Annotated in this window: 14 protein-coding genes and 1 pseudogene; 1 reads left to right on the forward strand and 14 read right to left on the reverse strand. The window is 62.2% G+C overall.

Annotated elements, in window-relative coordinates:
- Positions 1 to 13: 13 nt before the first annotated feature.
- Positions 14 to 562 carry an adenine phosphoribosyltransferase gene (locus M1B35_RS22335; RefSeq protein ID WP_123330611.1) on the reverse strand — a complete coding sequence of 183 codons (549 nt, stop codon included), beginning with the start codon at positions 560 to 562 and terminating at the stop codon, positions 14 to 16.
- A gap of 82 nt (positions 563 to 644) precedes the next feature.
- Positions 645 to 1379, reverse strand: a complete 735-nt coding sequence (gene fnr, locus M1B35_RS22340; protein ID WP_123330613.1) for a fumarate/nitrate reduction transcriptional regulator Fnr — start codon at positions 1377 to 1379, stop codon at positions 645 to 647.
- 153 nt (positions 1380 to 1532) lie between these two features.
- On the opposite strand from fnr, the gene M1B35_RS22345 reads away from it, so the two are divergent.
- The gene (locus tag M1B35_RS22345) at positions 1533 to 2012 is read left to right on the forward strand and encodes a hypothetical protein (RefSeq protein WP_268263098.1); all 480 of its coding nucleotides are present in this window, start codon (positions 1533 to 1535) and stop codon (positions 2010 to 2012) included.
- Here M1B35_RS22345 and hemN read toward each other — a convergent pair.
- The 12 genes and pseudogenes from hemN to M1B35_RS22405 all read right to left on the reverse strand — a co-directional run.
- Positions 2009 to 3390 (reverse strand): annotated as a pseudogene (gene hemN, locus M1B35_RS22350) (oxygen-independent coproporphyrinogen III oxidase). The gene M1B35_RS22345 and the pseudogene hemN overlap by 4 nt on opposite strands.
- 138 nt (positions 3391 to 3528) lie before the next feature.
- A complete protein-coding gene (locus M1B35_RS22355; protein WP_268263099.1) occupies positions 3529 to 4212 on the reverse strand; it encodes a sulfite exporter TauE/SafE family protein in 684 nt (227 codons plus the stop codon).
- Positions 4205 to 4435 carry a cbb3-type cytochrome oxidase assembly protein CcoS gene (gene ccoS / locus M1B35_RS22360; protein WP_123330621.1) on the reverse strand — a complete coding sequence of 77 codons (231 nt, stop codon included), beginning with the start codon at positions 4433 to 4435 and terminating at the stop codon, positions 4205 to 4207. Before ccoS ends, M1B35_RS22355 begins: the two co-directional genes overlap by 8 nt.
- Positions 4436 to 4457: 22 nt before the next feature.
- Positions 4458 to 6908: a heavy metal translocating P-type ATPase gene (locus tag M1B35_RS22365; protein ID WP_268263100.1), complete on the reverse strand. Its 2451-nt coding sequence runs from the start codon at positions 6906 to 6908 to the stop codon at positions 4458 to 4460.
- Between the two features lie 86 nt (positions 6909 to 6994).
- Positions 6995 to 7534 (reverse strand): FixH family protein, encoded by a 540-nt coding sequence (locus M1B35_RS22370; RefSeq protein ID WP_123330625.1) that lies wholly within the window; start codon positions 7532 to 7534, stop codon positions 6995 to 6997.
- A gap of 12 nt (positions 7535 to 7546) precedes the next feature.
- Positions 7547 to 8962, reverse strand: coding sequence for a cytochrome c oxidase accessory protein CcoG (gene ccoG / locus M1B35_RS22375; RefSeq protein WP_123334317.1), 1416 nt, complete (start codon positions 8960 to 8962; stop codon positions 7547 to 7549).
- 205 nt (positions 8963 to 9167) lie between these two features.
- The gene (locus M1B35_RS22380) at positions 9168 to 9578 is read right to left on the reverse strand and encodes a type II toxin-antitoxin system VapC family toxin (RefSeq protein ID WP_268263101.1); all 411 of its coding nucleotides are present in this window, start codon (positions 9576 to 9578) and stop codon (positions 9168 to 9170) included.
- Entirely contained in the window at positions 9578 to 9754 is a 177-nt protein-coding gene (locus M1B35_RS22385; RefSeq protein ID WP_268263102.1) for a hypothetical protein, read from the reverse strand. The genes M1B35_RS22380 and M1B35_RS22385 overlap by 1 nt, the downstream gene beginning before the upstream one ends.
- A gap of 143 nt (positions 9755 to 9897) precedes the next feature.
- Positions 9898 to 10875 carry a cytochrome-c oxidase, cbb3-type subunit III gene (gene ccoP / locus M1B35_RS22390; RefSeq protein ID WP_268263103.1) on the reverse strand — a complete coding sequence of 326 codons (978 nt, stop codon included), beginning with the start codon at positions 10873 to 10875 and terminating at the stop codon, positions 9898 to 9900.
- Positions 10872 to 11057, reverse strand: coding sequence for a CcoQ/FixQ family Cbb3-type cytochrome c oxidase assembly chaperone (locus M1B35_RS22395; RefSeq protein ID WP_003175465.1), 186 nt, complete (start codon positions 11055 to 11057; stop codon positions 10872 to 10874). The genes ccoP and M1B35_RS22395 overlap by 4 nt, the downstream gene beginning before the upstream one ends.
- A gap of 5 nt (positions 11058 to 11062) precedes the next feature.
- Positions 11063 to 11671 carry a cytochrome-c oxidase, cbb3-type subunit II gene (ccoO, locus tag M1B35_RS22400; protein WP_011060240.1) on the reverse strand — a complete coding sequence of 203 codons (609 nt, stop codon included), beginning with the start codon at positions 11669 to 11671 and terminating at the stop codon, positions 11063 to 11065.
- Positions 11671 to 12341, reverse strand: a 671-nt coding sequence (locus M1B35_RS22405) for a cbb3-type cytochrome c oxidase subunit I (protein ID WP_268263104.1), incomplete at its 5' end; no start/stop codon positions are given. The genes ccoO and M1B35_RS22405, both read right to left, overlap by 1 nt.

Here is a 12341-nt window from a genome sequence, read left to right on the forward strand (position 1 = left end):
TGGGGTAGGGCGTTTAGCGTTCGGTCAGGGAAAACTGGGTCAGGCAAAAGGTCGGGATGCCCATGTCTTCCAGCTTTTGCGAGCCGCCCAGTTCCGGCAGGTCGATGATGGCCGCGGCTTCGAAGATTTTCGCCCCCATGCGTCGCACCAGGTTGGCGGCAGCGATCAGGGTGCCACCGGTGGCGATCAGGTCATCGAACATCAACACCGAGTCGCCTTCGCACAGGCTGTCGGCATGGACTTCGAGATAGGCTTCGCCGTACTCGGTCTGATAGCCCTCGGCGAGCACATCGGCCGGCAGCTTGCCTTGCTTGCGGAACAGGATCAGCGGTTTGTTCAACTGGTAGGCAATGATCGAACCGATCAGGAAGCCACGGGCGTCCATGGCGCCGATGTGGCTGAAGTCTTCTTCGACATAACGCTGGGCGAAACTGTCGGCCACCAGGCGCAAGGCCTTGGGCGATTGGAACAGCGGGGTGATGTCGCGGAAGATCACGCCCGGCTTGGGAAAGTCGATGACGGGGCGGATCAGGGATTTGATATCGAAGGGGTCGAAGGCCATTTTCGGAGTGTCCTGGCGGGCAAATGAGCCGCGCCAGTATAACCGCGGCTGGGCCACTTGGCTCAGCCGCAAACCGCCAGGGTCAGCCTTCCAGGGAACCGCCGGCCAGGGCGCAGAGTTGGATCGGGTCGAGGATGTGCACTTCCTTGCCTTCGGCCGCCAGCAACTCGTTCTGCTGGAAGCGCGTGAACACACGGGACACGGTCTCGACCGCCAGGCCCAGGTAGTTGCCGATTTCGTTGCGCGACATGCTCAGGCGGAACTGGTTGGCCGAGAACCCACGGGCCCGGAAACGCGCCGACAGGTTGACCAGGAAGGTGGCAATGCGTTCGTCGGCAGTCTTTTTCGACAGCAGCAGCATCATTTGCTGATCGTCGCGAATCTCGCGGCTCATCACGCGCATCAGTTGGCGACGCAGTTGAGGCAACTGCAGGGCCAGTTCGTCGAGGCGTTCAAAGGGGATTTCACAGACTGAGGTGGTCTCCAGCGCCTGGGCCGACACCGGGTGGCTTTCGGTGTCGACGCCGGACAGGCCCACCAGTTCGCTGGGAAGGTGGAAACCGGTGATTTGCTCTTCGCCGCTGTCGCTCAGGCTGAAGGTTTTCAGTGCGCCGGAACGAACGGCATACACGGAATCGAATTTATCGCCTTGGCGGAAAAGGAACTCGCCTTTCTTGAGCGGGCGGCCACGTTTGACGATGTCGTCCAGCGCATCCATGTCTTCCAGATTCAAAGAAAGTGGCAGGCAGAGGGGGGCCAGGCTGCAATCCTTGCAATGGGCCTGGTTGTGAGCGCGCAGTTTAACTGGCTCGGACATTCTAGAATCCTTGTGGGAAAACACACATAAGCCGTAAGGGTAACTCACGGGAGGAGGTTCCGGCCAGTCCAAGGCGTATTGGCGCTTAGTCGTAAAGCAATACCTTTTGGGGTCGATAACCCGGTATCTGAAACAACATCGAGTGCCTCCTTTATGCCCCCAATTGGCGGTATTACCAATGGCAACAGTCACTTGCAGGCGACTGGCGAGGCCTTGACTGAGGCGGCCAGCTCGCCTCTGGAGGTGTCGCCCCTGGCTGAACATTCCCAGACGGCGCAGAGCGTCAAAGTGTCGCTGTCCGGTGTAGGCCTGCAGCGGGCAGCGGCGTCCAGTGCCGATGACCGCGATATCGAAGAGAGCGGTCTGCCCGAGAATATTCAGAACATTCTCAAAATGATTCGCAAACTGAAGCAACAAATCGCCGAAAAACTTGCCGAGCTGCAAGCCGTGATGGCCAATCGGCGCCTGTCGCCCGAAGAGTCCCAGGCCAAGGTGGCCGCTCTGCAATCGGCAATGGCCGGTCTCAACGCTGGTTTGATGACCGCCAACATGGCGCTGGCCAAAGCCTTGAAAGAGGCCGGGCTGAGCCCTGAACTGCTGATGAAAGCGGCGTCCCTGGCGATGAAGTCCTAGATCACCCGGGAAAACCGCTGGCGGTTCTGCTGCCCCAAGTAGGCATCGAACACCATGCACACCGAGCGCACCAACAAGCGCCCGGCCGGCAGGACCTGGATCTGCTGAGGGCCCAGCTCGATCAGGCCGTCACTGGCCATGGCTTGCAACTGCGGCCATAGCTCATTGAAGTACCCGCGAAAGTCGATGTTGAAGGCCCGCTCGATGTCCTCGAAGCGCAGACTGAAGTTGCAGATCAGTTGCTGAATCACCTCGCGGCGCAGGCGGTCATCGGTGTTGCACACCAGGCCCCGGCTGGTGGCCAGTTGCGCGCCGGCCAGGGCGTTCTGGTATTGAGTCAGGTCGCTGCTGTTCTGGCAGTACAGATCGCCAATCTGGCTGATGGCCGACACCCCGAGCCCGATCAGGTCGCAATGGCCGTGGGTGGTGTAGCCCTGGAAGTTGCGTTGTAGGGTCGACTCTTCCTGAGCGATGGCCAGCTCGTCGTCCGGCAGGGCGAAATGGTCCATGCCGATGTAGCGATAGCCGGCAGCAGTCAGTTGTTCGATGGTGCGTTGCAGCATCTGCAGTTTGTCGGCAGCGGCTGGCAAATCGTTGCTGTTGATCCGCCGCTGGGGCATGAAGCGCTCCGGCAGGTGGGCATAGTTGAACACCGAGAGCCGGTCCGGTTGCAGGCTGATGACTTCTTCCACGGTGCGCGCAAAATTGTCGGGTGTCTGTTTTGGCAGGCCGTAGATCAGGTCGATGTTGATCGAGCGAAACTGCAAGGTCCGTGCGGCCTCGATCACTGCGCGGGTTTCCTCCAGGCTTTGCAGGCGATTGACTGCCCGCTGCACGGCCGGGTCGAGGTCCTGCAGGCCGATACTCACACGGTTGAAGCCCAGTTCCCGCAGCAGGCCCATGGTCGACCAGTCGGCCTCCCGTGGGTCGATCTCGATGCCGTAGTCGCCCGAGTCGTCGTCCAGCAGGTTGAAGTGCTTGCGCAGGTGCGTCATCAACTGACGCAGTTCGTCGTGGCTGAGAAAGGTCGGGGTGCCGCCGCCAAAGTGCAGTTGCTCTACCTTCTGTGACGGGTCCAGGTGGCAGGCGATCAGTTGGATCTCCTGCTCCAGGCGCTGCAGATAGGGCTGGGCGCGGCCGCGGTCCTTGGTGATGACTTTATTGCAGGCGCAGTAGTAGCAAATGTTCGCGCAAAACGGCACGTGGACATACAGCGACAGTGGGCGCAAGACTTTGCGGCTGTCGCGCAGGCGTGCAGCAGGTCGAAGCTGCCGACCTGGCTGTTGAATTGAACGGCGGTCGGATAGGAGGTGTAGCGTGGTCCCGCCAGGTCATAACGGCGGATCAGATCTGAGTCCCAACGAATGGCGTCGAGCATGCGGGAATTCCCCCGGATAGGCTGGCAGTGTTCGCGAGTCTATGAGCTTCATGGGGAGGCCATCTTGATTTGTATCAAGGGTGTTCAGAGGCTGGAAAGCCCGTGGGGCCCTGATGCATCGGGCGGCCGGCGCTGAGTTTAATGCCCCATCAACCAGCGCTGGTGGGGCCCAGGCAAGGTCCAGAGGCCGAACAACATCACTAGCAGGCCGCCGGCCATGCGCACACTGCGTTTGCGCAGCAGGGCCGTGACTCGTTCGGCGGCCAGGCCCGTGGCCAGCAGCACCGGCCAGGTGCCTAGGCCGAACGCCAGCATCAGCAGGGCGCTGTCGATGGCGTTGCCCTGGCTGGCAGCCCACAGCAGGGTGCTGTAGACCAGCCCGCAAGGCAGCCAGCCCCACAGGGCACCGAGCAGCAGGGCGCGGGGCAGGCTGGAGACTGGCAGCAGCCGGTTGGCCACGGGTTGAATGTGCCGCCATAGGCCGCGTCCGAGGCTCTCAATTCGAGTCAGGCCGCTCCACCAGCCCGCCAGGTACAAGCCCATGGTGATCAACAGCAGCCCGGCCAGGTAGCGCAAGAACAACGCCGCGGGGCTGCTGGCCACCGCCCAGCCCGCCAGGCCGATCAACAGGCCGGCGCTGGCGTAACTGAGGATGCGCCCCAGGTTGTAAGCCAGCAGCAGGCGAAACCGCCGGCTGCGTTGCTCCTTGGGAATGGCCAGGGTCAGGGCACCCATCAGGCCACCGCACATGCCCAGGCAATGCCCGCCCCCCAGCAGGCCGAGGATCAGGGCTGACACCAGCAGTGGCGCCAGCTCAAGCACGGGGCGGCGCCTGGTCGTTGTCGGTTGGGCGTTCTGCTTTGGACGGGTTGTTGGCCTGGTCCACGGCAGCGGTGTGGTTGGGGTCTTGGTCGTCAAACAGAATGCTGTGGGCCGGGCCGTCGAGGTCGTCGTACTGGCCGCTGTCCACCGCCCAGAAGAAGATGTACACGGCGATGGCCACGATCAGCAGGGCGGCGGGAATCATCACGTAGAGGGCGGGCATCTGGACTCCAGGCGCGTGCGGCTCAGGCCGGCAACGGGCGGGTTTCTGACAAGGTGACGGGCTCCGGCACGCGAGGCATGCGGGTCAGGCGCAACGCATTGAGCACCACGGTCAAGGAGCTGACGGACATACCGATTGCCGCCCAGATGGGGGTGATCCAGCCGAGGGCGGCGAACGGCAACATGAGGCCATTGTACAGGCCGGCCCACAGCAGGTTCTCGATGATCACTCGACGGGTGCGTCGCGCCAGACCGAAGGCCTGGACCAGGGCGTCCAGGCGGTTGGACAAGAGCACCGCGTCCGCGCTGGTTTTCGCCAGGTCAGTGGCCGACCCCATGGCCACGCTGATGTCCGCCGCCGCCAGCACGGGTACGTCGTTGACCCCGTCGCCGAGCATCAGCACCTTGCGCCCTTGCCGATGCAGGTCTTGCAGCACCTGCAACTTGTCATCGGGGCGCAGGCCGCCACGGGCCTGGTCAATCCCCAGCTCCGCCGCAACACTGGCGACCATCGGCGAGCTGTCGCCGGACAGCAGCAGGGTCTGCCAGCCTCGGGCCTTGCAGGCCGCCAGCAGGGCCGGGGCGTCGGCCCGCAGGCGGTCGTCGAGGACCAGCCAGGCCAGGGCGCCTTGAGCGTCACCGAGCAGCAGCCATTGACCGGCTTCTTCAGGCATCGGCGGGACCGCGCAGCCGCTGAGCTCACAGACAAACGCCGGTTGGCCGATCCGCAGACGTTGCTCGCCGACCTGGCCTTCGAGGCCAAGTCCGGGCGCGCTGGTGACGTCTTCGGCAGCCTGGGGGGCTCGACCGAAAGCACGGGCAATCGGGTGTTCGGAGCGATTTTCCAGGGCCGCAGCCAGGCCCAGACACTGGTCGCTGTCCAGGTCTCGCAACGGGCGTATGGCGCGCAAGGCCAGGCGCCCCTCGGTGAGGGTGCCGGTCTTGTCGAAAATCACCGTGTCGATCTGGTTCAAGCCTTCCAGCACATGGCCGCGGGTCAGCAGCAGGCCGAGTTTGTGCAAGGTGCCGGTGGCCGCGGTCAAGGCGGTCGGCGTTGCCAGGGACAGCGCGCAAGGGCAGGTGGCGACCAGCATCGCCAGGACAATCCAGAAGGCCCGGGACGGATCCAGCTCCCACCACAACAGGCCGATGGCGGCCGCAGCAATCAGCGACAGCAGGAGAAACCACTGGGCGGCGCGATCGGCGATTTCCGCCAGCCGGGGTTTTTCCGCCTGGGCGCGATCCAGCAGGCGCACGATGGCCGAGAGGCGAGTGTCCTGGCCCAGGGCCAGGACTTCCACGGTCAGCGCGCCTTCGACGTTCAGCGTGCCGGCGGTGACCGCATCACCCTGGTTGCGCGGTTGTGGCAGGTATTCGCCGGTGAGCAGGGATTCGTCAATGCTCGACTGGCCGTCGAGGATCTTGCCGTCCGCCGGCAGGATAGCGCCGGGGTGCACCAACACCCGATCCCCCAGGCGCAGCTCACTGAGCAGGATGCGTTCGCTCTGGCCGTCGTCGCTCAAGCGCAGGCATGAAGCCGGCAGCAGGTTGACCAGTTGCGCGGTGGCCGCGGCAGTGCGCTCCCGGGCCCGGCGCTCCAGGTAACGGCCGGCCAGCAGGAATAGGGCGAACATGCCCACGGCATCGAAATACAGCTCGCCGACGCCGGTGATGGCACTCCAGATTCCGGCCAAGTAAGCCGCGCCGATGGCCAGGGACACCGACACGTCCATGGTCAGGTGGCGGGTTCGCAGGTCGCGCATGGCGCCCTTGAAGAACGGCGCACAGCTATAGAAGACGATGGGGGTGGTGAGGAACAGCGCGACCCAGCGCAGGATGGTGTGCAGCTCCGGGCTCAGGTCGATATTGAATTCTGGCCATGTGGCCATGGTTGCCATCATCGCCTGGAACCACAGCAGGCCCGCTACGCCCAATTGGCGCAGCGCCAGGCGGTTTTCGCTGGCCAGTTGTTCGCTGGCGCGGTCGGCTTGGTAGGGGTGGGCGGCGTAACCGATCTGGCGCAGCTCGCTGAGCACCTGGCTCAAGGGCAGGTCACTGTCGGCCCAGCGCACGTGCAGGCGGTGGTTGGACAGATTCAGCCGCGCCTCGGCCACGGCCGGCAGGCTGCGCAGGTGTTTTTCGATTAGCCAGCCACAGGCGGCGCAACTGATGCCTTCCATCAACAGGGTGGTTTCTGCCAGTTCACCGTCATGACGCACAAAGGGCTGCTGCACGTCGGGGCGGTCATAGAGCGCCAGCTCGTCCACCAGTTGCACCGGCAGGGCTTGGGGGTTGGCGGAAGCTTCACTGCGATGGCTGTAGTAGCTCTCCAGGCCGCCGGCGACGATCGCCTCGGCCACGGCCTGGCAGCCCGGGCAGCAGAATTCACGGTTGGCGCCAAGAACGACGGCGGTGAACCGGCTGCCGGCAGGGACCGGCAGGGCGCAGTGGTAACAGGGCAGGGGCTCGGTCATCGGGATTCTATATCGTCTGGAAGGGCGTCATCGCCGGCAAGCCGACACCTGCACAGAGGGGCGGCTTGCCGGCGATGGTCAGGCGCTTACTTCTTCAGGTCTTCCGCGCCTTGCAGCGGCTCGTCGCCCAGCAGCAGGTCCTTGTCGTGGCTGACCTGCTCTTCTTCGAACATGCGCCAGGTTTTTTCACCTTCAACCCCCAGCAATTCGACAAAGCGCCGGCCTTCGATCCGGTCGGTCAGTTGGCCAATGTAGCGGCCTTGCTCGGTTTCACTGCGGGTCAGGCTGATCTTGCGATCTTTTTCGGGCTGGGTCGGGGAAATCAGATTCAGCTCCAGGGTCTTGGGCTGGCTGTTGCCACTCAAGCGCAACTCGACTTCGCCGGTCACTTCGTCCAGGTGCACGCTGGCGCGCATCTGCAGGGTCTGGGCCAGCAGTTCACGGTCGAGGGAGCGGTTGATGCCTTTTCCGGCTTCGTAATAGTTGTCGTTGACCAGGTTGTCCGGGTTGTTCACGGCGATGGTCACCATGGACAGGGTCAAGGTCACCGAGCAGGCGAGGATACCGATGATGATCCAGGGCCAGAGGTGCTTGTACCAGGGGCTTGTGGCGGTGGCTGTGGGCATGATCACTTCTCTTTAACGAACTTGTGGGCCGATGAAGCGGCTTTTGGCTTCAACGTGGACGCTGTCATCGTCGGCGTCCTTGAGGATGAACTTCACTTCGTTGGCGCTCGAGGGCAGTTGCTCAGGGGCGCTGGAGAGCTCCACCGGCATGCTGACGATATCGCCGGCGGCCACGTGGATCTCGCGCTTGCCTTGCAGTTTGAGGTCCGGCAGGCCCGAGGCGTCCAGCACATAGGTGTGGTCGCGCTGGTCCTTGTTCATGATCTTCAGGCTGTAGACGTTCTCGATCCGCCCTTCGGCGTTCTCGCGGTACAGGACCCGGTCCTTGCTGACGTCGAAACCCACCAGCGAGCGCATGAAGAACGCCGTCACCAGCAGGCTGATCATGGCCAGCAGCACCAAGGCATAGCCGATCAGGCGCGGACGCAGTTTATGGGTTTTCTGCCCGGAGAGGTTGTGCTCGGTGGTGTAGCTGATGAGGCCGCGGGGGTACTCCATCTTGTCCATGATGCTGTCGCAGGCGTCGATGCAGGCGGCGCAGCCAATGCACTCAATTTGTAGGCCGTCCCGAATGTCGATACCCGTAGGGCAGACCTGGACGCACATGGTGCAGTCGATGCAGTCACCCAGGCCCTGCGCCTTGTAGTCGGCGCCTTTCTTGCGGGGGCCACGGGTCTCGCCGCGGCGTGGGTCGTAGGAAACGATCAGGGTGTCTTTGTCGAACATCACGCTCTGGAAGCGCGCATAGGGGCACATGTAGATGCACACTTGCTCGCGCAGCCAGCCGGCGTTGCCGTAGGTGGCGAGGGTGAAGAAGCCCACCCAGAAGTACGACCAGCCATCGGCCTGGCCGGTGAAGAACTCGATGACCAGTTCACGAATGGGTGAGAAGTAGCCGACAAAGGTCATGCCGGTGACAAAGCCGATCAGCAGCCACAGGCTATGTTTGCCCAGTTTGCGCAGGAACTTGTTGGCGCTCATGGGCGCCTTGTCGAGTTTGATGCGTTGGTTGCGGTCGCCTTCGGTGACCTTTTCGCACCACATGAAAATCCACGTCCAGACGCTTTGCGGGCAGGTGTAGCCGCACCATACGCGGCCAGCGTAAACCGTGATGAAGAACAGGCCGAAGGCGGCGATGATCAGCAGCCCGGAGAGCAGGATGAAGTCCTGGGGCCAGAAGGTGGCGCCGAAGATGAAGAATTTTCGCTCCGGCAGGTTCCACCAGACTGCCTGGTGGCCACCCCAGTTGAGCCAGACGGTGCCGAAGTACAGGAGGAACAGACCGGCGCCACCCATCATCCGCAGGTTGCGGAAGAGACCGGTGAAGGCGCGTGTGTAGATTTTTTCCCGGGAGGCGTAGAGGTCGACGCTTTGAGTCGTGTTTTTGGCAGGCGGTGTAACGTCGTGTACAGGAATCTGATTGCTCATCATTGCATCCCACGGCAGTGGAAAAATGCCCCGATCAGTACGTGCCGATCGCGGTCAAAAAGAGGTCTTGCAGTGGCGCAATGATACGCCTGTCCCTCTGGCGCACGGGTGCGACCTTTGGTCGCGTTGGGGGAAATCAATTGATAGTGTAATGACTTGAATCAATTGACATGTGCAGTATGGACGGTTTTTAGCGCCCCACGCTTCAATCCTGCCACGGATTGAGCAGGCGTACGCCGCAATGTTCGAAGTCCGCCACGTTGCGCGTAACCACGGTCAGCCCGTGGACCAGAGCGGTCGCAGCAATTAATGCACCGCACTCGTTGCTGCGGTCCGCTATGTGCAATTGAGCGCAGCGCAACGCCACTTCATTGTCGATGGGCAGAATGCGCCCCGTGAAAGCTAGCAGCACTCGGCGTTCCAGCCAAGAGCGTAGCAACGCACCTTGATCCGGGTCGCGGCGCTCCACCCGCAGTATTCCGGTTTCCAGTTCCAGCAAGGTGATGGCCGAGAGAAACAGCCGGTTCGGCGTTATGCCATGGGCCCAGACCTTGACCCCATGATTGGCGTTGGGCTTGCGCAGTTCGGAGATCACGTTGGTGTCGAGCAGGAACATCAGGTCAGGTCCGTTTCGCGAGGAGAAATCGCTGCGCGCTCCGTGCTGAATTCGATGCCTGCCACCTCCGGCATGCTCAACATCTCGACGATGCTGACATTGAGGCCGCTTGTGTCCTGGTTGAACTCGCGACTGGAAAGTGTGGTGATGGGTCGGGGGCCTGCCTGCTGGGTCAATGTAGAAACCTTACTGTTGCGCCTCTGATCAAGAAATTATCCAGCGGGGCAGGGCGACATAACGCTAGTTGTGCCAGGTAAAAAAAACGGCCCCGCCAATGCTGATTGGCGGGGCCGTTCGGTGTTGCGTTCAGGCGTGTGCCTTACTTGGCTTCTTCCGCCTTGTCACCGTGGGACAGGCTATAGACGTAAGCCGCCAGCAGGTGAACCTTGTCGTTGCCTTGCAGTTGTTCCTGGGCAGGCATCTGGCCCTGGCGGCCGTAGCGGATGGTCTGCTGCAGTTGCGCGAAGCTCGAACCGTAGATAAAGGCGCCCGGGTGAGTCAGGTTTGGGGCGCCCATTGCCGGGGTGCCTTTACCTTCCGGCCCGTGGCACACGGCGCAGTTGGCGGCGAACAGCTTCTGGCCGTTGACTGGGTCGGCTTTTACGCCTTCAGGCAGTTTGCGGCCGTCGAGGTTGGTCAGGACAAAGGCTGCGACATCGCTCACGCCTTGCTCTTTGATCACGTCCAGCCAGGCCGGCATGACTGCATGGCGACCGCCCATGATGGTGGTCTTGATGGTTTCCGGCTCACCGCCCCAGCGCCAGTCGGCGTCGGTCAGGTTCGGGAAGCCATAGGCCCCCTTGGCGTCGGACCCGTGGCACACCGAGCAGTTGGAGGCGAACAGGCGACCGCCCATTTTCAGGGCTTGCGGGTCCTTGGCCACTTCTTCAATGGGCATCGATGCGAATTTGGCGAAAATCGGCCCAAACTTGGCGTCCGACTTGGCCATTTCCTTTTCCCACTCGTGCACGCCGGTCCAGCCGGACTGGCCGTTGGCGAACTCGGTTTTCTTGTCGTTATCCAGGTAGGCGTAGCCCGGCAACAGGCCTTTCCAGTTACCCAGGCCCGGGTACAGCACCAGGTAACCCAGGGCGAAGATGATGGTGCCGACAAACAGCATGAACCACCATTTCGGCAGCGGGTTGTCGTACTCCTCGATCCCGTCGAACGAGTGGCCAACCGTCTCGTCGGTCTGCTCGGCGCGCTGGCCCTTGCGGGTCGACAGCAGCAGCCAGGTCAGGGCGAAGATGGTACCCAGACTGAGGACTGTGACGTACAGACTCCAGAACGTAGTCATTCTTTGTTACTCCTAGAAGCTTGCTCGACGTGCTTGATAGCTTCGGGATCATCCGCGAAGGGCAACAAGGTCGCGTCTTCAAACTCGGACTTGCGTTTGGGGCTGAACACCCACAGCGCCAGGCCGATGAAGGCCACCATCACTACAACGGTGCCCAGGCCTCGAATCATCCCGATATCCATCTAGATCACCGTTTGCTTTTGATGATGGTGCCCAGGCCTTGCAGATAGGCCACCAGCGCGTCCATTTCGGTTTTGCCCTTCACAGCATCCTTGGCGCCGGCGATGTCTTCGTCGGTGTAAGGGACGCCGAGCGTGCGCAAGACTTCCATTTTCTTCGCGGTGTCTTTGCCGTCGAGCTTGTTTTCCACGAGGAACGGGTAAGCCGGCATTTTCGACTCGGGCACCACGTTGCGCGGGTTGTACAAGTGCGCACGCTGCCAATCATCGGAGTAACGACCGCCTACGCGGGCCAGGTCCGGGCCGGTACGTTTGGAGCCCCAGAGGAATGGGTGATCCCAGACGCTTTCACCGGCCACCGAGTAGTGGCCATAACGTTCGGTTTCAGCGCGGAACGGACGGATCATCTGCGAGTGGCAGCCGACACAGCCGTTGGCGATGTAGACGTCGCGGCCTTCCAGTTCCAGTGCGGTGCGAGGCTTCATGCCTTCCACCGGCTTGTTGGTGACGTCCTGGAAGAACAGCGGGACGATTTGGGTCAGGCCGCCGATGCTGACGGCGATGACCATGAAGAAGGCCAGCAGGCCGATATTCTTCTCGACTACTTCGTGCTTCATCAGTGAGCTCCAACTACAGCGATCTGAGCGGCGGCTTCGGCTTCAGCCGGGTTCGAGGCGCGAACGGTGCGGAACACGTTGTAGGCCATGAACAGCATGCCGGAGGCAAAGAACGCACCGCCCAGGGCACGAACGATAAAGCCCGGGTGGCTGGCTTGCAGCGCTTCGACGAAGGAATAGGTGAGGGTGCCGTCGTCGTTGATTGCACGCCACATCAGGCCTTGGGTGATGCCGTTGACCCACATCGAAGCGATGTAGAGCACGGTACCGATGGTCGCGAGCCAGAAGTGGGTGTTGATCAGGCCGATGCTGTGCATCTGCGCACGCCCGAAGAGTTTCGGGATCATGTGGTACAGGGCGCCGATGGAGATCATCGCGACCCAGCCCAGGGCGCCGGCGTGTACGTGACCGATGGTCCAGTCGGTGTAGTGGGACAGGGAGTTGACAGTCTTGATCGCCATCATCGGACCTTCAAAGGTCGACATGCCGTAGAACGCCAAGGACACCACCAGGAAGCGCAGGATCGGGTCGGTGCGCAATTTATGCCAGGCGCCCGAGAGGGTCATCATGCCGTTGATCATGCCGCCCCAGCTTGGCGCCAGCAGGATGATCGACATGGCCATGCCCAGGGACTGTGCCCAGTCCGGCAATGCGGTGTAGTGCAGGTGGT

Origin of the sequence: Pseudomonas morbosilactucae (genome assembly GCF_023241665.1) — a bacterium.
Taxonomy (GTDB): domain Bacteria; phylum Pseudomonadota; class Gammaproteobacteria; order Pseudomonadales; family Pseudomonadaceae; genus Aquipseudomonas; species Aquipseudomonas morbosilactucae.